The sequence below is a fragment of the Balneolales bacterium ANBcel1 genome, assembly GCA_029688905.1.
Lineage (GTDB): Bacteria > Bacteroidota > Rhodothermia > Balneolales > Natronogracilivirgulaceae > SLLW01.
In genome coordinates this window covers 545,031-566,103 of the sequence record JARULB010000001.1, presented here as the reverse complement: position 1 = coordinate 566,103, position 21,073 = coordinate 545,031, and the positions used below count along the sequence as shown (strand labels likewise).

Genomic DNA, 21,073 nt, shown 5'->3' with positions numbered 1-21,073 from the left:
ATCGGGAATCTGCACCGAAAGGGTCACAGGATTTCAAGGAGTTCCAATTCGACGATCAGGGTGGCACCGGGATGAATCACGCCCACCTGGAAATTTCCGTAAGCCAGTTCGGCGGGAATGACCAGTTCGTAAACGGCACCCTCATTCATCAGCGTAAGACCTTCAGCAAATCCCGGTATCGTTTCACGGACAAAAAACTGAATGGGTTCATCGTCTTCATAGGTGCTGTCGAATACCTGGCCGTCAATGAGTGTGCCGATAAAATGAACTCTGACTTCGGATCCCAGCTCTGGCGATTCCCCCTCGCCTTCCTCGATGACCCGGTACTGAAGTCCGCTGTCAGTTACGGTGACCCCCTCTCTTTGAGCGTTTTCCTCGAGAAACGCGATATCGTCTTCGTTATCCAGATCCATCGAGGGGTTGTCCAGGCAGGAAGTGAGCCCCAGGGCAAGGGCCAGTAAAATAAGTGGCAGGTGTTTCATAAATCCGGGAGATGTCATTTGGGTAAGTTGTTTTCAGGTGCTCAACGTGCCGGCAGGGGAAAAGGTATGGAAACTTGATCGTATTGCCGCCTTATTTCCTTCAGGCCACATTCCTTTACGTATGAACCCGTTGTTATATACCGTGACCTCCGGCGGTTATGGACAAGGTAGTGATAAAATCTAGATGTGTCGAACCGCTCCATACCGAATTTTAGGAGATGTCCGGCATGGATGCAACTGCCGATTTCGCACTGCGAAGACAAAGATTGCAGCAGTGCCCGGGTTCCAATGTCTGCAGAAACCGTTTGCTTTATTGGGCCGGATCGGAGTAGCTTGTGAATTGGCTAACATGTTGGAAATAATCAGATAAGGGCTCAGTTCCGAACGGGAATTGCATGTTCAGAACCGACCCGGGCCGCTGTTTTTGCCCGAAATGTATAGTAAAGAATCGGCGCAGTTGATTGCCGACGGCTTTCGAAGCGTGTCACTGTCGGGAATGCCAGAAAACCACCCACCATATAGATTCCTGAATAATGAGTTCAAGCACTTTTTACCGTACGATTGTTTCCGGTTTCATCGCCACGTTTGTGATGTCCATGACCGCTTTTCTTCTTGGAGGGCTGGGCCTGCCCGTCCTGGACATCGGGTATATTATTGAGGGCAGCTTTAACCATGTTCATCTGAATCAGCCCTACAACATCGTGTGGGGGAATGCCGCCTATTTCATGGGAGGCATACTCATGGCATTGGTATGGGTGGTCTACTTGCATCAACGCATACCGTTGCACTGGTTTTTTCAGGGAGTGATTTACGGAGTAATTATTTCCGTGGTGGCGGGACTGATACTTTCGCCATTGGTAGCCCTGGCCGCCGGCGACACCGTTGGATTGTTCTACACGGATACATGGGTTCCGGGACGTATCTTGCTGGCAGGCTTCATCATGCATCTTGTCTACGGCCTGGTACTCATGCTGTGCCTGAAGCACGCCGGCGTCAGCTCTCCATCTTCCTGATGGCGGCGATCACCGCTTCGCTGTCGCCCTCGGCATCCACCTCGGTATCGACGTGAGCGATGTTACCGTCTTTGTCAATTACGAAGGTCCATCGTGCGGTGGTCAAATCGCGAACCAGCTCTTTTTGCTCGCCGTCCACTTCAGCGATGAAGGTTCCGCCGTCACGCACAGGTACGCCAAACGCCCCTGCGATGCGGCCTTCCGAGTCGGAAACCAGGGGGAAGTTAAGGTTATGGGCACGCCTGAAAATTTCCAGACCTTCGACCCGGTCGCCACTGATGCCCACGACTTCGGCCCCCAGTTCGGTGAGCCGGGTACGGTTGTCACGGAAACTGCAGGCCTGGGCGGTGCACCCGCCGGTCATGGCCGCCGGAAAAAAGAAGACCACGAGAATCTCGCCCTTGTGATCGCTGCTTTTCCATGTTTCGCCTTCGTGGTTTGTGCCCTGGAATTCCGGGGCGGGGTCTCCGATATTGAGAGGGGTGTTTTGCGCGTGTGATGTCATAGTTGCTCCTGTCGCAGCCACAACTGCCATGAAGAGGCATGTCGCGGTAATGGATTTAGTTCGTCCGATTTTCATGTTTATACCCGTAAATTTGACTGTTAGTCAGCTGTGGGTTTCTCGGGGGCAGCCTTTGCAAAGAGCGGCCGTCCCGACATCTGGTTGATAAACCGGACTCTGGCCGCAAATCGTTTCAAAACATCAGAATTATTTCTTTGCAACCCGTATAATGAGCGCACTGCCTGCTCCGGGCTCTCTTCCGGTGCTGCAGTTGATATGTTGGAACAGATTCGGGTATTGTCCGCCGGAAATATTATTCCATTTTTCCCAGGGGCATGATATACAGCGGATATTCGCCCTGTCCGAAACCAAGCACTCGCCTGATTCCCTCATCGTCAAAGGCACCGATAACCACCGTGCCGATGTTTCGTGCCACTCCCTGGAGATAAACATTCTGAGCGATGTGCCCCGATTCCTGAAGCATGAAGCGATGTGCGCGATCCCCGTACCGTGGTTCGATGCGCTCCATGACTCCGGTTATGATCATCACCACCGGTGCATTCAGGATGGCATCCTGATGAAGGGCCGCAGCGTGCAGGTCGGGACGAACATCCTCCCCGTCAATCAACTCAAGTGTGTGATTGCTGCTGTGGTACCGGTACAGCCCCGTAGGAATGTCCGGACTGCCGGCCACGGCCAGATAGATTTCGGCTGGAAAGGTGGCACCGGCCGATGGGGCGGTCCGGTAACCTCTCGCCTCATCGGTGATCCCCTGGGCGGCCCAGGCAAGTTGACCGATCTCCGCCTTGCTCAGGGGAGTGTCCGGAAAGTCGCGCACAGACCGGCGCTGCTCCAGGGTCTGTTCAACGGAGATCTCTCCGCGGGTGTCGGGGGCCGGGAGAGACAGTATCCCGTCTCCATTGCCGGGTTCATGGGTGTCCTTGACAGCACAGGATATCATCAGAATGAGCGGTATAAGAAGACAGACATTCATGGCTCCTCCTTTTTTTGCGGGAAATGTTGTTATGATGCCGCTTGATCCCATATAATTGCAACATAAGTGGATTTTTTTAATTTTTTGTGTACTTCGACCGGTTAACCTCCCGGGTAATAATTGTAATAATTCCCCTGTTGATGAGATTGCTGTCTGTAACCTTTATTTCAGGGCTCCTTTTACTGCTCTTGTGGCCGTCGTCAGGCTATGGGGGTGTGGATACCACCCTGACCACGGGGGTTTCGGTGGATGCTCTCAGTGAGACGCCACCCGGCAGCCCGGATACGGCTTCCTATCTGCCTTTTTTCCCGGTGGAGCTTCCTGCCATTGAGAAACCGAAGTTTACCGATCTTCGGATAGAAGTGAGCATCAGGATGCGGGAACTGTATGTTGTCAGTGAGGATAAAGTGGTGGCTACGTATCCGGTTGCCGTTGGAAAACCGGAGTGGCCGACCCGCAGGGGCCAATGGGGGATACACCAGGTCGTCTGGAACCCCTGGTGGCATCCCCCGGATCAGGAATGGGCAAGGAACTTCGCGATCATGGCCCCCGGAGATCCGGACAATCCGATGGGACGGGCACAGCTTGTCTACGATGCACCCCGTTCCATCCACGGCACCATCGATCCCTCCTCGATCGGCAAGGCGGTCTCACACGGATCCATTCGCGTAAGCAACGAAACAGCCATGAAACTGGCACGCCAGATTATGGAATATTCCGGTATCGAACGTGACGAGGAATGGTTTGAAAACATTCGCCGCGACCGCTTTACCAATGTCCGGTTTCAGCTGCCGGAGCCGGTGCCGATCTATGTCTATTGAAGCCTGAAGGTCAGGCTTCCAGCGGATCCAGAGCGGCTTCGATTTTGTTACGCTGCGACTCCAGCCAGGGGGGAAGGAACAGCTCACGTCCCATATCCTCTTCACGCTCTACCACCGATTTGTATCCTGGAGGATCGGTTGCCATTTCAAACAGAACACCGGCGGGTGTCCGGAAGTAAACCGACTGGAATACATGCCGGTCAATGACCGGTGTCGGCTGAAGCCCCATGTTTTCCACCAGGCTCCGCATACGCTCAAGATCCTCACGGTCGTTGGCACGAAACGCGACATGGTGCACGGTACCGCGGCCGGGATGCCTCGGGTCGGCCTTTTCCGCTTTTTCCAGAATAATTGCATTGCCGATCGGACTGGCTGTGCGATACAGGCTGCGGTTGCCTTCCGTTTCGGCCAGTTCGAAGTCCATGACCTCTTCCAGAATGCGTGCGGTCGTTTCCGTTTCGGTGATCAGCAGAGTGCTAGCCCAGAACCCGCGGATACTGTTCCCGGCGGGCAGCGGCCCGTTTTCCCAGCCCGGCTGTTCGTTTACTTCCGGGTCGAAGACCAGCTCAAGCTGCAGCCCGTCTGGGTCGCGGAACGGCAGTACATCGAGACCGAAGCGACGAAAAGCTTCTCCAGTTTCCACCTGGTTTTCCCGGAAGTGATTTTCCCAGAAATCCCGGGAATGATCCGGCACCGAAAATGAAACGGCTACGGCCTCGCCCGTGCCTGCGGGGGTACGGGACGCCAGGCGGAACGGGAAGAAAGTGATACTGGAGCCCGGCTGGCCGCTTCCGTTGGCATAGAAGAGGTGCCAGGTGCCAGGGTCGTCCTGGTTGACCGACTTGAGCACCAATCTGAGTCCCAACGTTTTTGTATAAAACTCATAGTTGTCCTGCGCCGGTCCGGCGATGATCGTAATATGATGCAGGCCCTTGTCTTTTGATTTCATGTCAATTCCTCATTAGAGTGTAAACGCTTGTGGGTTCTTTGGCCGCCTTGTTTGTATGTGACTGTGGATGGCCACCGGCAGAAAATAGTTGACTGATCAACTATTTAGGTACAAAGCAGACGTTTTAGTGTTTGTTTGAATGGGCTAACGCATTGGGAGCGCATATCGTTCGGGACCTCATCGCGGTCCGGATTAACCGCAAAATTTCAGATCCTGGACAAGTTCCCGCTTTTCGTCTCCGCAGATCAGGACGGCCTTGACGGTGTAATTACGTCCGTCTCCAGGCACCTCGAATGTCACGTTTTGCATCGGGAAACGCAGAGTGACTTCCTGCTCCAGGATCCGGCTCTCGCCAATATGCAGTTTCAGCCGGCCGGTTTTTCCGGTGTTTTGAGTGTCACCGACATCCATGCTTACCAGACACTTGCCGGAGCTGTCGGTTGTGGTTGAAAGATTGAGAATTATTAAAGCCATACGTCAAACTCCCGGAATTTATTGGTTTGTCAGGTTGGATGATTGTGCTGGTTGGGGAAAAAATCAATGGTTAGAGCATGTGAAAGAGGAGATAGTGGTGTGCCGGATTGCAATGAATGGCAACCGGAGTTACAACCCGGTTCTCCGGGAACAAGCCGGGTACAAGCGGCCCGGGAAACGGGTAATGGGGCAAAGGAAGTGGATCATGGGTTCAAACCGTGGTTGCGTGTAACTGTCGGGTAAAAGGATTAAAACCCGGTGGTCGATCCGCTGAAAATGTGCAGCAGGTCGTTGATAAAGCGGAAGTGCAGGGTTACACCGGTACCGAACATCCATTTCAGGCTGTCGTCACCTTCGGGCCGGTAGAACGTGGCCCCTCCGGTTACCCGGAAAGCCCTGTTGATTCGGTATCCCGCACCGGCATAAAACACGGGGCCGTCGGCATCAAGATATGGGGTAGTAAGGCCGATTCCCGCCGTAAGGCTGAGCCGGTCCTTGTACCAGTGTCTCGGGTCGCGGTTGGCATCCACCTTGCCGGGATAGATGTTGACGGTGAAAAAGTAGCCATAGGCTTCGGCGGCGGGGATTACCAGCGGACCCACATCAAATCCCGCGTACGATTCAATATCCTTGGTGCCGATTTCCGAGGAGAAGGAGGCCGCCGATACCAGCTCGGCCTGCTCGACTTCTTGCGTTGCGTCGGCTACGATCCGGGTGTGCGCGGTGTGCAGGGTCTGCAACGAGTTCAGGTAACTTTCGGATACCAGTTTAAGGCCCTGCTTATGATTGCGCATGGCTGTGAGAAAGGGGGGATCGTCTGCACCCCATTCCCGGAGCTTCGATCCGAACCGGTTCAAACGCTCGGAAAGGTCATCGAAGCGTCTGATATATTCAGCGGCAGGCAGCGGGCGGGATACATATAGCAGGTTGGGGGCATCCAGAACCGATTGCCCCAGCTCTTTCAGGTCGCGGAACCAGTTGCCCAGGGATTCTTCCAGCTCCTCCCGCTGCGGGGAATCGTCATCAGGTGCTTCCAGAGCCAGTTGCCGGAGGGAATCCAGTGTCTGATGCTTCTGTTTGTCGGTCTCTATCATTAAATGCTCAATTACCGGACGCAGTCCGGTCATGTTTCGCTGTGCGTTGATGAGACTGTCTCTGACCGCGGAGAGGTCGCGGTCCAGTGCTGCTTCGACAATAATACTGCGAAGAGTCCGTCCGTCACGGTCGGCATAGTCCTCAAATTCCGGCGGCATATACTCATCCAGCCAGACCCTCATCGAGTCGCGGAATTGTCGGTCATCCAGCCCGTCAACACGCAGCTCCCCGACAAACTCACCGAGGGATTTTCTGAACTGATCCAGAATGGTCTGTTTGTCGGAGGCGGTCAGGTCGGTAGCAAGGCTGAAAAGAAAAACGACATCCTCGTTGGGCGGAAAGGGACCGGTTACGGCGCTCCAGTGCCTCCCCTGGAGGTTTACCGGCACCACCGATTCATGATCGCCAAAAAACTGCCGGATTTCCAGGGTGCGGATACGACTGTGATGGCTGCCGGTAAGGATGATTTTTTTCCCGAAAGGAAGAGCGGTTGGGATGTCGTTACTGTCCGGAGACACCAGCAGCATGCCGTCGGCATCGGAACGGAACGTCAAAACCCGCTGGCTGCTTTGCTGGATGACCCCCTTTCCACCGGGCTCTCCGGAAGCTCCTGCATTCATGGAATGTGCGAACAGTGGAAGGGCCAGAAGAAGGATCAGTCCACACAAACTGCATATCATCCGGTGGAGCGGAAAAGGTCGCGGGGCAGCAACCGGATTACGAAAACGAAGGGGCCGTAGCGCGTGAACGTCACATACGGGGAGACGGGCAAGTGCGGGAGATTTCATGGCGGGCTCCTCAATTGATTACGCACAATAAACAGCAAGTTACGCCGGACGGCGGGACACGTGCAATCTACACTTGCGGCATGAAAATAATCACTGCATGGCCATGCGTTTTTTTTCAGTGTGCGCCATCCGACCGGTTGCCGCTGTGGATTTTGCCGAAATCCCAGCCGGAGGGGTGCTGGTAGTGGCGCAGGCCGAACTCGGGCATAATGGCCAGCATGTGATCAAAGATATCGGCTTGAACCTGTTCGTAATCTCCCCATTGGGTGCTTTTCGTGAAGCCGTAGAGCTGAAGGGGCAGGCCGTTTGGAGTGGGTTCGAGCTGTCTGACAAGGGTAAAGAGCTCCTTGTTGATCAGAGGATGGTGTTTCAGGTATGCAAAGGCGTATGCACGAAAGGTACCGATATTGGTGAGCCAGCGTCCGTTGGTGATGGATCCGGGGCTGGTCAGGTTTTGCTGGTTGTACTTGTGGACATCTTCCAGCTTGTCGGTGATATACTTGCGCAGTAGATAGGACTCCTTCAGCCGTTCCACTTCAGGAAGGGTGAGAAACCGGATGCTTTCGATGTCGATGAGCAGGGAGCGCATCATACGCCGGCCGCCGCTCTCCTGCATGCCTCGCCAGTTGCGAAAACTGTGCTCCAGAAACTTGTGGGTGGGGATAATGGCGTAGGTTTTGTCCCAGTTCTGGACGCGCACGCTGTTCAGCGCAATGTCGATAACGTCACCGTCGGCACCAAACTGCTGCATCTCGATCCAGTCGCCCACACGCACCAGGTCGTTATTGGTCAGTTGCACACTGGCCACCAGTGAAAGCAGTGTGTCCCGGAAAACCAGCATAAAAATGGCTGTCATGGCCCCGATTCCGCTCAGGAAGTACCAGGGTGACTGTCCCGCGAGCTGAGCGATGATCAGTATGGCGGAGATCAGGTAAATCAGCACCTTGCCGAGCTGAATGTAGCTTTTGATGGGGCGCCGATGTGACTCCTCTTTTTGCAGGTGCAGGGTGTGAATGGCCGACAGAAAACTGTCACTGCTTCTGGCGATGACCAGTATCATTACCGCATTGATCATCCGCATAAAGAACTCAAGAAGCTCTTCCGGCAGGTCGGAGACCCATTCGAAGCCTATGTAAAAGATCAGCAGGGGTAGCAGAAACAGGGCTCGCTGCGGCAGCCGGTTTTGCAAAAGCGCATCGTACCACGGGTTTCGGGCGGTGCGGCTGAGCTTCTGGAACAGCTTCAGCAGCCAGCCTCTTACGATCAGGTGGAGAAAGGCAACCAGTACCAACAGCAGGAGTATCCCGATCAGCGTTTCGATGCCGGAAAAGTGCCATGATTCCGGCAGAAGATCGGTCACCCACCGGATCAGAGATGTGCCCGATTGTTCCATTGACGGAAAAGGAGTTAGAGGGACCATAATGGGACGAAATTTCCGTTTTGGAATTATCTGTTCAAGTATCTGGCATGACTCAAAAAAAGCAGCACCAGCCGTTTTTGAAAGTAGTGATAGATCCGGGCATATGAAAGATTTTTAAAACGACCGATAGAGGACTAATGCAGGCAAATGATTCAAAAAGCGCTTTTCTTTTCACTTAAATATGTACATCTTGATAACAGAAGCTGTCTGAATGTTACCTGAACTTCAACGAAAGAGAGGTATATGATGAGATACTATTGCTTTGTATTGATATCGCTAGTCTTTCTGACTGCGACGGTTCCGGCTACTGCACAGTCGGCCCAGGAAGTCAATGAACGGATCAACCGGATCATTGAGCAATACATGAACACCAAAAACGGGCTGGTTCACAACCGCGACGATCTGTCGGCCGCGTGGGCCGAACGCCTGGAAACCACTATCGCAACAACTCCGCACGAAATATTTGAGGAGGATGTCGTTTCTACCTGGGAAGGATACCAGCAAGTGATGATGTCTCTCGCCGGTAATATTGTTGATGCCGAAGACATCAATGGCCAGCGGCAGGCACTTCATGAGTTCTCCGAGGAGATGATAGCAATGCTCGAGGAGTTTGGGAATCCGGGTGAAACACTTTACGTCTTTGTCTGTGGTGATTATGGGGATGAGGATGTTGTATGGCTGAACGACTCCGACCGGGTAGCCAATCCCTACCACGGCCCTGAAAACCTTGAGTGTGGCCGGGTAATCGCTGAGCTTTAGCCGGACGGCAGACTTATTTTTTGTGTTGGGCCGGTACTGACCGGTGAAATAAAATTATTTTTTTTATCCTGAAAAGCGGCGCCTTCAATTAGCTTTTCGGGCCTATCCAGGATCCTTATTAACATGAATGACCGGTAACTACCAGAAGTCCATGCTGTTTGCCTGTCCGAACCGGCAAACCGGCAATGAAGACAAGTCACTATTTGAAAAACTCGGGTACAATGTCATCCCGGCAGCTACGGCGGGACGGGCTATTGAAATCCTGACTTTGATGCCGGGCATTGACCTGGTGGTTGTCACCATCCGCCCGGAAACGGAAACGGAGGATCTGGAAAGCGCCGAAAAAATCCGGAATGCATGCAGTCTGCCGGTTCTCCTGCTGGTTTCACAGGATCAAACTGCCGCGCTTCAGAAAATCCCGGAATCAGGGTGTGAGGGGTTTCTTGTTCGGGAATCGGGCCACGATATCGTCGGTGCGGCATTGCGGATGATGTTGAAGGCGCATCATGACCGGAAAGCTGCCGGGGAAGAACTGAAGCACAAGAGGCAGGTAGACCAACTGGTGAAAGATGCCATGGAGCAAAGTCATTATGCCGTGGCTATCCTCGATTCAAACAGGTTCTATCTTTTTGCGAATAAGGCGTACCGGGAGAATTTTTGCCAATCCCTTGAACCCATAACCGGAAAACATCACGATGAGGTGTTTCCCAATCTGCACAGCAAATGGGGTGAAATGCACAGCAGGGTGCTTGCCGGGGAATCACTGAGTTCCGACCGGGATGCTTACGTGAGGGAGGACGGTACGCTTGACTGGCTGCGGTGGGAAGCCAGACCCTGGCGCGACCAGCATGGTGGTGTCGGCGGCCTGATACTCTATTCTGAAATCATTACCGATCGTATACAGAAAGAAGAACAGCGAATTGTTGATGATTACGATATTACCGAGCTGATCAACCGGATATACGACCCGGTCTGGATCATCGATTACGCCGGCAAAGTGCTGAAAGTAAATGATGCCGTTATTGAACAGCTGGGGTACTCAAGGAATGAACTGATTCCGGATGGTTTGCCCCTTGTGGATCCTGCAATCGGAAAGGCAAGCGTCAACAATCTGGGTGGAACCATCCCCGACAGAATTCTGGATACATGCCACATTGCCAAAGACGGTACCAGAATACCCGTAGAACTGAGCGCCTCGTTTATCACTTGGCAAGGGAAACCGGCCGTCATGAGCATTATTCGTGATGTCACACATCGTAAGAAGGTGGAGGAAGGTCTTCAGAAACTGTTGTCGGACAAGGATCTGCAGTTCAGGGAGATCAATCATCGTGTCAAAAACAACCTCGGTATTCTGCACAGTCTGCTTTCGCTGGAATCTTTTGAAGCAACAACGGAAAACGGGAAGCAGGTACTTGAGGATGCAGCCGCAAGGATATTGAGTATGAAGGCTCTTTACGAAACGCTGAATCAGTCGGACCGGCATCAGCGGATTAATATCCAACAGTATTTGGGGGGGCTGGTGGATCAGATGAACAGTTTTTTCAATTACTCCGAAAACGTTGTTGCTAATACCGGAACCGACACTTTTGATTTGAGTACCCAAAGCGCGGCTTTACTGGGTATCATTCTGAATGAACTGATTACCAACTCGATGAAGTATGCCTTTGAGGGTGTGGAAAAGCCGGAAATCCGAATATCGACCCGAAAGGAAGGGGACACGGTCACTTTTATCTGCGGGGATAACGGCAAAGGATTGCCGGAATCAGTATCTATCGAAAACAGCGAAAGCTTCGGATTGCGGCTGGTGCATATGCTTGTTAGCCAGTTGAAAGGAAAAGTGAGTGTCGAAAGGGAGAGCGGGACAACTTTCACCATAGAATTCGAAGATATCCTTCTGGCGGATTCCTGAACGGCAAACCGTATGCCCGATGTTGTGACGCTACCGCCCCGTCAGATTTTCAAGTGCGGATAGAGACAGTTCATCAAAGGAGTCGACAACCAGGTGGCAGTCCGACAGCTCCCGTCGAGAGTGTGTGCTGGTGATTCCGATCACGGTCGCTCCGGCCCTCAATCCCGACTCCATGCCGGCAATGGAATCCTCGATCACAACACACCCGGCCGGAGCCATGCTGATCCTGTGCGCGGCTTTCAGGTAGATGTCGGGGTGGGGTTTTCCGATTTCAACATCCGAGGAGCTAAGAACGGCATTGAAGATATCGGTGATGCCGAGCCCTTCCAGGATAAAACGGGCGTTTTCCATGGGAGCGGAGGTGGCCACAGCCATGGGAATCCGACTGTCCCGCAAACTATCCAGAAACGGCAACAGGCCTTTGATGACAGCGTCGCGAGGTGAAAAAATGCTGCGGAACAGCGCCTCTTTTTCGTCCCCGAGCGCGTCGGTCTCCTCAGCGGTAATCCCGTCGAACAGCGCGGGAATCCACTCCTTGTTGGTACGGCCGTAGATATGTTCCTGCAGGAACGATTCGGTCAGTTCCTTGCCATGCCTGGCGCAAAACATTTGAATAGCCTTCTTGTGGACCGGGTTGCTGTCAACCAGAACGCCGTCCATATCAAAAAGGACACCAAAAGAAAAGGACATAAAAAATGTAATAATTATTGTGTGGAAAACCGGTATATGGTAGTGGTCCGGTACTCGTCGCCCGCCTTCAGTACAGAGGACGGAAAATGGTCGTTGTTGGGCGAATCCGGGAAAAACTGGGTTTCCAGGCAGAATCCGCCAAATTTTCGGAAAGCAGGAGTACCCGGACCTCCGATGTCACCGGACAGGCCGCCGCCGGTATAGAGCTGCATGCCCGGTTTGTCGGTGAAGGTTTCCAGTTTTCGCCCGGTTGACGGGTCGGTTGCAACGGCGACTCTCTTGGGAAAATCAGTGATTTCATCTCCAAGCACATAGTTGTGATCATAGCCGTTTTCCAGGGCGTTGATGTCACGGCCTATGGCTTTCGCTACGTTGAAGTCAAAGGGTGTTCCCGCCACCGGTGTGATCTCTCCGGTGGGAATGGAGGCCTGGTCTACGGGCGTATAGGCTTTGGCCTTGATCAGCAGCTGATGGTCCAGAACCGAAAGCTCCGGGTTACCGGTGAGGTTGAAATAGGAGTGGTTGGTGAGGTTGACATGCGTGTCCCGGTCGGACCGGGCCCGGTAGTCGATTTTGAGCTCGTTATCGTCGGTGAGGGTATAGGTAACGGTAACCTGCAGGTTGCCGGGAAATCCCTCTTCACCATCCGGGCTGTCATAGGTGAGTATGAGGGTATTCGAGTCGGGATTATCAAATTCCCAGATGACCTTGTCGAACCCTGCCGGTCCGCCGTGCAGCTGATTGGGCCCTTCGCTGGGGGTAAGTTCATAGCGCTGTCCGTTCAGGGTGAAGGAGCTGTCGGAGATACGGTTGGCATAGCGTCCGATCAGCGCCCCGAAGAAGGGGTGAGGCTGCAAGTATGAATCGAAATCATCAAATCCCAGCACCACGTTGGCAAACGCTCCGTCCCGGTCGGGTACCCGGATGGAAGTCACAATCCCGCCGTAATTGGTAATTGAGACGGTCGTATTCCGTTTGTTCTTCAAGGTGATCAGGAAGACGGTTTCGCTGCCCGGGGCGCGGCCGAACGGCCGGATCCCTGAGGCGGGTGCAGAGGTACGGTTTTTGGTCATGGTTATAGCAGCTTGCTGCAGATAAAATGGAATAGTACGTATTGAGGAGGAGCGAAATTATCCTGAAAACGCAGGATAATTATCCTTTTTATACGGTGGTAAAAAAGCGTATTTTATAATATTGAGAATAACATACGTATTTTAGAATTCAATATCAGAAAACGACAAATTCGTTCAACTCTAAACATTACAGCAAGATGAAATTTTTTATCGACACCGCTAACCTCAAGGAAATCCGTGAAGCGCATGATATGGGCGTGCTGGATGGTGTAACTACCAATCCGTCACTTTGCGCCAAAGAGGGGATTTCCGATTTCGACGCATTTATCGGCGAGATTTGTGATCTGGTTCAGGGCCCTGTTTCCGCCGAGGTGGTATCCACCGACTACAAGGGGATGATGGAGGAGGCGCACCGCGTCGCCAAAATTTCCGAGCATGTCGTGGTAAAGATCCCCCTGATCAAGGACGGTATCAAGGCGATCAAGACGCTCACCGAAGAGGGTATCGACACCAACTGTACGCTTTGCTTTTCCCCGACCCAGGCACTGGTTGCCGCCAAGGCCGGCGCTACCTACATCTCTCCGTTTGTCGGCCGTCTGGATGATATCTCGACCGACGGCATGCAGCTGATCCAGGAGATTGTCGAAATCTACGACAACTACGCCCTGGATACCGAAGTGCTGGTGGCCAGTATCCGCCACCCGATGCACCTTGTGGATTCGGCCCGGATGGGCGCACATGTTGCAACCATGCCGTTCGGCGTAATTGAGAAGCTGATCAAGCATCCGCTGACCGATATCGGCCTTAAAAACTTTCTGGCCGACTGGGACAAGCTTCAGGCATCCCTCAAAGGCTGATATCGCGGTTCCATTAGCGTGACCTGGCCGTAAAGGATTCTCCCTGCTATTCGGCGGGGAGGGTTGCGCGTTCTGACCGTACTCCGCGAAGAGTACCGGATTTTGGCGAGGTGCCTTTTCGAAATGCGTTGCTTCTGCAGTACTGTCTTGGTGCCGGCAAGTATCTTATCCATATTGCGTGGATGTCGGACTGGTTTACTTTGCGAGTCCAGTCAGTTCGCGGGAAATCCCGAATCGGTAACAAAAAAACCCGTCCTCATTTAAGAGAGACGGGTTTTTTTATTTCTGAAATCCGGAGGTGGAAGGCGGCGGCGGACACACCGGGTATCCGCACGCCTGTCTCCAATAACCGATTTCTATTTCTGCTGCTCCTTGAGGTAGGCCCGGATTTTGGGTCCGGCCGTTTCCGGGGTATATCCGAACTTCTCGTCCAGTACTCCGGCGGGAGCCGAGTAACCGAAATGATCGAGACCAACACTCACTCCCTGAGGAGGAATCAATCCCTGCATGGTCACGGGCAGTCCGGCAGTAAGTGCGAAAACCGGTCCGTCCTGCGGGATGATCTCCTTCTGGTAGGATTCCGGCTGGGTGCGGAACAGGCCTTCGGAAATGGCGGAGACCACGCGGACGTTAACGCCTTCTTTCGCAAGTGATTCGCCAACCGCGGCCACGGTGGAAACTTCCGATCCGTTGGCTACCAGTGTGATATCAGGATTTTCCGCACCGTCGTTAACAATATAGGCGCCTTTGGCTGCTTCCTGTGCCGATGTGGCACGGTCACGGCCGTTGGTCCACACCGGCGGGATGTTCTGACGGGTGAGGATCAGTGCGGTGGGGGTTGCACGGTTCTTGAGCGCCATTTCCCAGGCTATGGTCGTTTCCACAGCATCGGCAGGCCTCAGGGCCAGCAGGCCGTTTTTGCCGGAGTGGTTTTTGAGGTGTTCCAGCAGGCGGATTTGCGCCTCCTGCTCAACAGGCTGATGAGTTGGGCCGTCTTCACCGACACGGAAGGAGTCGTGAGTCCATACATAGATGACCGGAAGCTCCATCAGGGCGGCGAGCCTGACCGCGGGTTTCATGAAATCGGAAAACGCGAAGAAGGTCGCGCATACCGGAATCACGCCGCCATGCAGGGCCATACCGCTGGCGATGGCCGCCATGGTGAGTTCCGATACGCCGACCTGGAGAAACGCGCCGGAGAAATCACCTTTTTTGAAACTGGTGGTCTTCTTCAGGAAACCATCGGTTTTATCGCTGTTGGAGAGATCTGCCGAAGCCACAATCATGTTCTCGACATGGTCGGCCAGATACGCCAGCACGGCTCCGGAAGCTCCGCGTGTGGCCACACCTTCCTTCTGCTTGATCTGGCTGAAGTCTATATCCGGGATTTCATTGGACAGGAATAACTTCAGTTTGGCGGCAAGCTCGCTGTTCTCCGCTTCCCACTTTTTCTGCTCTTCTCTGCGGCGGCTGACTTCCTCGGACTTCTTGCGGTTCACCTCATTGTAGTATTCCCTGACATCGTCTCTGATCTGGAACGGATCTGAAGGATCGCCCCCGAGGTTCTCGATAGTCTTCTCAAACGAACATCCGGCACCGCTGAGCGGCTGGCCATGTGTGGAGTTGAGTCTCTCCATGTTGTTGCCGTCGGCATCGACAGCACCCTTGCCCATGATCGTCTTGCCGATGATCAGCGTAGGCCGCTCGGTCTCCGCATTGGCATCGCTGAGCGCTTTGCGGATGGCGTCGTGGTCGTGGCCGTCGATGGTTACTGTCTTCCATCCCCACGCCTCATATTTCTTCGCTGTATCTTCATGCGTTACATCGTCGGTAGTGGAGGAGAGCTGAATATCATTGGAATCAAAAAACATGATGAGATTCGAAAGCCCAAGGTAACCGGCGATACGTCCGACGCCCTGTGAAATCTCTTCCTGGATGCCGCCATCGGATATGAAAGCGTAGGTCTTGTGCTTGAGCCACTCACCGAAACGATCCGCCAGAAAACGCTCGGCTATAGCGGCGCCCAGTGCGTTGGCGTGCCCCTGTCCCAGCGGTCCGGAGGTGTTTTCGACCCGGCGCTTGACATCCAGTTCCGGGTGTCCGGGGGTGATGCTGCCCCACTGCCGGAAGTTGCGAATATCGTCCATGGTGTAATCACCCGTAAGCGCAAGCGCGGAGTAGAGCATGGGCGACATATGTCCGGGATCCAGGAAAAAACGGTCACGAAACGCCCATTCCGGATCCTTCGGGTCGTATACCATAAATTCACTGAACAGGACGTGGACGAAATCGGCACCGCCCATGGCACCGCCCGGATGACCCGAGCCGGCTTTTTCCACCATGGCCGCCGACAAAATGCGAATATTATCTGCTGCTTTTTTTGAAATATTTTCCATATTGACTACCTGATAATGCCTGTTATTCGGTTTGGTTTTGTGTTCCTTCAGATAAAGCAAATTTGGGTCAAATTTAAGGAAAATACGGATAAAATAAAGGTTTTTTATCCGGCGATATTCGGCTGTTTTTCATTCCGGCAGCTTGCGCTTGGTACCCAAAAAGAGTACTTTTTTTAGCGGGATATTTGCGTCAATGTGAACAATTTTTTGGGCAAGATCGTAATAATTCACTTGTTTGTGGAAGCGCTTGCCGACAGATGGGCACATTGGCAACAAAGGATTTGCGCCAGTTGATGAATGATGTGGTGCATTAGCGGTTTCTGTCTCTTGCCATTTCGTAAAAGAATAAACTTATCAAAAGTATGAATTCACAGGGTCATGTTTGTTTACCGTTGCTGGCCGGCCTGGCAGTGGCGGTATTGTCTGTTTTGCCGGGCTGTGGCCCCGATTCCGATTATCGGGCAGCTCCGGAAGCCGGTGTGCCGGCATTCCACTGGTTTGAGTACACCGGTCAGGATACCGTATTTGAACAGTTCGTTCCGGGAGAAGATGAGTACCAGAATCCTTTGATTGCGGGGTTCTACCCCGACCCCAGCATTATTCGCCACGGGGCGGACTATTTCATGGTACACTCCACTTTTTCGGTCTATCCGGGTATTCCGCTTTTCCACAGCAGGGACCTTGTGAACTGGACCCAGATCGGGCATGTGCTTGACCGACCTTCGCAGCTGGACCTGGAAGGCCTGGAAATGTCTTATGGTGTCTTTGCTCCGACCATCAACTACCATGATGGTACCTTCTATGTCCTCTCTACGGTCGTCAACGGTGGCGGTAACTTCCTGGTCACCTCGGAAGACCCATCCGTGCCGGGATCCTGGTCGGAGCCGGTGTGGCTAACGGATGTGCAGGGAATCGATCCGTCCATATTTTTTGACGATGACGGTACCATCTACATTTTAAATAACGGACCTCCCGAAGGCGAACCGCTTTATGAAGGGCACCGGGCACTGTGGATCCAGGAGTATGATCCGGAAACCCAGACCACCGGTCCCGACCAGGTGATTGTCGACGGCGGCGTGGACATCACCCAGGAGCCGATCTGGATCGAAGCCCCCCATTTGAAGAAAATTGACGGCCAGTATCTGCTGATTGCCGCCGAAGGTGGAACCGGGCATCAGCACTCCCAAGTGGCCTTTCGGGCGGACTCGCCTACCGGCCCCTATGTACCCTACGAGGGGAATCCGATTCTCACCCAGCGTCATCTTGACCGTGACCGGCCGTTCCCGGTAGATAATACCGGTCATGCCGATATTGTGGAAACCCAGAACGGTGAGTGGTGGGCGGTATTTCTGGGTGTGCGCCCCTATGAGGGAACCTATTTCAATACCGGAAGGGAAACATTCATGCTCCCGGTGGAGTGGACCGACGACGGCTGGCCGATTATTCTGAAAGGCGATGAAACGGTACCGTATACCCATCCCCGCCCCGATTTGCCTTTGCAGGATACGCCCGAAATTCCGCTGACCGGAAACTTCACGCTTCTGGATACCTTTGAGGAGGATGAGCTGGCACTCTACTGGAGTTTTATCCGGACACCAACGGAGAAGTGGTATGAGCTCGACAATGGCATGCTGAAGATTCAGCCCAGGCCGGTGCACATCAGCGACGGTGGCAATCCGTCCTTCATCGGCCGACGTCTGCAGCATGCACGGGCGATTGCGTCGACCGCCATGACCTACCGGCCCTCGGCTCCGGGCGATGCCGCAGGGATGGTTGCCTTTCAACGCGAAAACAACTATTTCTTTCTGGGAGTTACGCTTGAAGAAGGCGCCGAACAACCGGTTATCCAGCTGGAAAAACGATCCGGCGATACTTCCGGCGGAACCACTGTCATTCTGGCTTCAAAACCGCTGGAGTATGACACTGATTCTCCCGTTTATCTTCGAATCGAGGCCCGTGAAGACGAGTACGACTTTTACTACAGTCTAACTGAAAACCGCTGGGAATTGCTGTATGAAGGCGCCGATGGAAAGGTCTTGAGTACCGAGAGGGCAGGTGGCTTTATCGGCTCATTTTTTGGTATGTACTCGTATTCCGAAAATTAGGGTTAGGCCGCTGCAGCTCGGACTCATTCCCGCCTGGTCACGGCATCATCCACCAGTTTTGTTGCAACGATGAATATTGCCTTTTTCAATCAATCAATCAATCAATCAATCAATTAACACAGGAGTAATGACATGAAATCGATACTGAAAAAACGCGCGCTTTTTGGAGTGTTCGTCAGTGCTTTCCTGTTTCTGTTTGCCACCGGAAGTGTCCTGGCGGAAGAGAACGGAAATGGCAATGGAGATCCTAACGGAGAAACCGGACCGGTTCCGGTTAATGTCAATGGTAGTTTCGAGGACGCGGAGCTGGGTCCGGTTGAAGACCTTACGGGTATTCCGGGCTGGGTGCTTGAACTGGGTGGAGATGCCGATGCCGATTTCGAAATCGTCGACTATGATGCCCAGGATGGTGAAAAGTCGCTCCGGACTACCGTCAATGCAGTTGGTGCCAACGCCTGGAATATTCAGGTTATCGGTGACGGCATCCCGGTAGAGCCCGGTGCATCCTACCTTATGAGTGTGTGGATGAAGGCGGAAAACGACGGTCCGGTCGATGTCACCATTGGTAATTATGATTTCAATGAGTACGGCCGTTCCAGCCAGAACCTGGTAGCCGGTGAGTGGACTCTTTACGAACTGGATTTTACCGTGACCGATCAGGAGACGGAAATCCGGGCACCGCTCCATTTCAGTTTTGGCGATAACGTCGGTAATGTGATTTATGTGGATAACCTGCAGATCGTTCTCACGCAAGAGGCTCCCGCTCGAAGAATGCCTGTTGTGGTTGACCTTGCGGAAGGCCAGGTCGGCAGCTTTTTTGAAGTTTCGACCGAAGAGGATGGAGACGACAGCTTTGAATATATCACCATAACCCAGGATGGCTGGGATATCGCCGATCCGGCTGATCCCGATTGGTCGGATATCTGGGCAAGTCCGATCAGTGAAGATCATATTGTTACCCTTGAGGTAACCTTTCCCTATGCCGGTGAATACAAGCTTTACATGCGCGGCCGTGTTGGTCCCGGTGCAGCCGACGACGACAGCTTTTTCTATCCCGATAGCCTGAGGGGTGAAATGGCCGCAGAGGATACCACATGGCTGTTTGCCAACCAAATTGATGTGGCCGGCTATAGCGAGCCCGGTGAATGGGTGACCGATGGTGGCGCTGCGGGCGTGGGAATCTGGAAGTGGCTGAATATTTCCGATGGCAACTACCACAATGACGGTGTGACCTACCATGTCGACAGCGACGATACCACCATCGTCTTCCAGATCGGTGGCCGCGAAACCGACTTCGATATGCATCGTATTGCCTTCGGGCGTGCCGACCTGTTTTACACGGTCAATATGCTGAACAACGTGCAGCCCGGTGTTTCCGAGATTCCGGATGATCCGATCGAAATTCATCCTGGACCGCCGCTTGCCGATGGCCTTGACAAGTTCCTTGGAAACATCTGGGAACCTCCGCAGCTTGAGAACTTTGAAAATTACTGGAACCAGGTTGCGCCGGAAAATGCCGGAAAATGGGGCAGTGTCGAGAGAACCCGCGGAGAATACAACTGGACCAACCTGGATGCGGCTTACAACCTTGCCAAGGACAATGGCTGGCCGTTCCGGTTCCATGTTCTGGTCTGGGGCTCGCAACAACCCGCCTGGATTGATGATCTGTCCGAGGAAGAGCAACTGCAGGCTGTCGAAGACTGGTTCAGGGCCGTTGCGGAACGCTATCCGGATATCGACCACCTGGAAGTGGTCAACGAGCCCGGTTTTGCAAATCCACCGTATATGGATGCGCTTGGCGGTTCGGGCGAAACCGGGTGGGACTGGATCATCACCGCTTTTGAAATGGCACGTGATATCTTCCCCTCCCATACCAAGCTGATGATCAACCATTTTGGTATTCTCAGCGGCGGTAGCAACCTGCATCAGCATCTCAATATCATTGAACTGTTGCAGGAGCGGGATCTGATTGACGCGATCGGTGTTCAGGGGCATCATTTCACGATGCAAAATATTACCCGTTCAACACTGACAAGCAGCCTGAATCAACTTGCAGCAACGGGATTACCGATCACTGTAACCGAGTATGACGCTGCAGGAAGGCCAACGGGTGATGAAAATGTTAATGATCCGGATTTCCCGCAGGATGAATCCGATGCGAATCAGCTGGAGGTGTATCAGCGTACCTTCCCGGTTATCTGGGAGCATCCGGGTGTCGAGGGTGTTACGCTTTGGGGATGGAGATTGGGCGGCTGGCGCCCAGGTCGTCAGATGAACCTCGTTCGTGCCAACGGAGAGGAACGTCCTGCGTTGAAATGGCTGATCGAATACATGGATGAGTACCGGCATATGCCTACGGATGCCGATTTGTATGCAGATGAGCAGCCGACACAGTTCCGCTTGCACGGCAACTATCCGAACCCGTTCAACCCGACTACACAGATTCGCTACGAGATCTCCGATCAGGCGAACGTATCGCTGAAGGTGTATGACATTACCGGACGCCTTGTGCAGACGCTGGTCAGTAATACCACACAGACACCGGGTCAGTACAGCGTGACCTTCGACGGCAGCAACCTGGCCAGTGGCGTCTATCTGTATCGCCTGCAGGCGGGATCATTCAGTGATGTTCAGCGCATGATGCTGGTGAAGTAGAACCAGGTATCGACGTGTTTTCGAACACCTGAAAAAATCATTGGAATGTTACATTCGGCCCGGCAGCCATGGCTGTCGGGCTTTTTTTACA

At 53.4% G+C, this 21,073-nt stretch carries 17 protein-coding genes; 7 read left to right on the top strand and 10 right to left on the bottom strand.

The features are described from left to right. Positions 1-23: 23 nt before the first annotated feature. Positions 24-482, bottom strand: a complete 459-nt coding sequence (locus QA596_02115) for an FKBP-type peptidyl-prolyl cis-trans isomerase (protein ID MDG5766244.1) — start codon at positions 480-482, stop codon at positions 24-26. A gap of 533 nt (positions 483-1,015) precedes the next feature. Between QA596_02115 and QA596_02110 the strand changes: the two genes are divergently transcribed. Further along, on the top strand, positions 1,016-1,495 hold the full coding sequence (locus QA596_02110) for a hypothetical protein (GenBank protein ID MDG5766243.1): 480 nt from the start codon (positions 1,016-1,018) through the stop codon (positions 1,493-1,495). Here the strand turns inward: QA596_02110 and QA596_02105 are convergent. Together QA596_02105 and QA596_02100 are read right to left on the bottom strand one after the other, a co-directional pair. Further along, positions 1,476-2,075, bottom strand: coding sequence for a peroxiredoxin (locus QA596_02105; GenBank protein MDG5766242.1), 600 nt, complete (start codon positions 2,073-2,075; stop codon positions 1,476-1,478). The genes QA596_02110 and QA596_02105 overlap by 20 nt on opposite strands. Positions 2,076-2,310: 235 nt before the next feature. After that, entirely contained in the window at positions 2,311-2,991 is a 681-nt protein-coding gene (locus tag QA596_02100) for a SagB/ThcOx family dehydrogenase (protein MDG5766241.1), read from the bottom strand. Between the two features lie 140 nt (positions 2,992-3,131). On the opposite strand from QA596_02100, the gene QA596_02095 reads away from it, so the two are divergent. Further along, positions 3,132-3,812 (top strand): L,D-transpeptidase, encoded by a 681-nt coding sequence (locus tag QA596_02095; protein ID MDG5766240.1) that lies wholly within the window; start codon positions 3,132-3,134, stop codon positions 3,810-3,812. Positions 3,813-3,822: 10 nt separating this feature from the next. Here QA596_02095 and QA596_02090 read toward each other — a convergent pair whose 3' ends face one another. From QA596_02090 to QA596_02075, 4 genes are all read right to left on the bottom strand, one after another. Then, complete coding sequence (locus tag QA596_02090; GenBank protein MDG5766239.1) at positions 3,823-4,761, bottom strand: VOC family protein; 939 nt, start codon at positions 4,759-4,761, stop codon at positions 3,823-3,825. A gap of 192 nt (positions 4,762-4,953) precedes the next feature. Further along, positions 4,954-5,235, bottom strand: a complete 282-nt coding sequence (locus QA596_02085; protein MDG5766238.1) for a hypothetical protein — start codon at positions 5,233-5,235, stop codon at positions 4,954-4,956. 248 nt (positions 5,236-5,483) lie between these two features. Next, positions 5,484-6,998, bottom strand: coding sequence for a hypothetical protein (locus QA596_02080; protein ID MDG5766237.1), 1,515 nt, complete (start codon positions 6,996-6,998; stop codon positions 5,484-5,486). Between the two features lie 235 nt (positions 6,999-7,233). Further along, positions 7,234-8,511 carry a mechanosensitive ion channel family protein gene (locus QA596_02075; protein ID MDG5766236.1) on the bottom strand — a complete coding sequence of 426 codons (1,278 nt, stop codon included), beginning with the start codon at positions 8,509-8,511 and terminating at the stop codon, positions 7,234-7,236. Positions 8,512-8,781: 270 nt separating this feature from the next. Here QA596_02075 and QA596_02070 point away from each other — a divergent pair, with 270 nt between their 5' ends. Together QA596_02070 and QA596_02065 are read left to right on the top strand one after the other, a co-directional pair. Then, positions 8,782-9,297, top strand: coding sequence for a DUF3347 domain-containing protein (locus tag QA596_02070; GenBank protein ID MDG5766235.1), 516 nt, complete (start codon positions 8,782-8,784; stop codon positions 9,295-9,297). Between the two features lie 127 nt (positions 9,298-9,424). Continuing rightward, entirely contained in the window at positions 9,425-11,206 is a 1,782-nt protein-coding gene (locus tag QA596_02065) for a PAS domain S-box protein (protein MDG5766234.1), read from the top strand. A gap of 30 nt (positions 11,207-11,236) precedes the next feature. Here QA596_02065 and QA596_02060 read toward each other — a convergent pair whose 3' ends face one another. Together QA596_02060 and QA596_02055 are read right to left on the bottom strand one after the other, a co-directional pair. Beyond that, entirely contained in the window at positions 11,237-11,896 is a 660-nt protein-coding gene (locus QA596_02060) for an HAD family phosphatase (protein MDG5766233.1), read from the bottom strand. A gap of 14 nt (positions 11,897-11,910) precedes the next feature. Further along, entirely contained in the window at positions 11,911-12,969 is a 1,059-nt protein-coding gene (locus QA596_02055; protein MDG5766232.1) for a galactose mutarotase, read from the bottom strand. Positions 12,970-13,166: 197 nt separating this feature from the next. On the opposite strand from QA596_02055, the gene fsa reads away from it, so the two are divergent. Next, complete coding sequence (gene fsa / locus QA596_02050; GenBank protein ID MDG5766231.1) at positions 13,167-13,826, top strand: fructose-6-phosphate aldolase; 660 nt, start codon at positions 13,167-13,169, stop codon at positions 13,824-13,826. Positions 13,827-14,182: 356 nt separating this feature from the next. On the opposite strand, the gene QA596_02045 is transcribed toward fsa, so the two are convergent. Further along, positions 14,183-16,222, bottom strand: a complete 2,040-nt coding sequence (locus QA596_02045; GenBank protein MDG5766230.1) for a transketolase — start codon at positions 16,220-16,222, stop codon at positions 14,183-14,185. A 362-nt stretch (positions 16,223-16,584) separates the two neighbouring features. Between QA596_02045 and QA596_02040 the strand changes: the two genes are divergently transcribed. After that, positions 16,585-18,327 carry a glycoside hydrolase family 43 protein gene (locus QA596_02040; protein MDG5766229.1) on the top strand — a complete coding sequence of 581 codons (1,743 nt, stop codon included), beginning with the start codon at positions 16,585-16,587 and terminating at the stop codon, positions 18,325-18,327. A gap of 132 nt (positions 18,328-18,459) precedes the next feature. Then, complete coding sequence (locus tag QA596_02035; GenBank protein MDG5766228.1) at positions 18,460-20,982, top strand: endo-1,4-beta-xylanase; 2,523 nt, start codon at positions 18,460-18,462, stop codon at positions 20,980-20,982. Positions 20,983-21,073 lie beyond the last annotated feature (91 nt).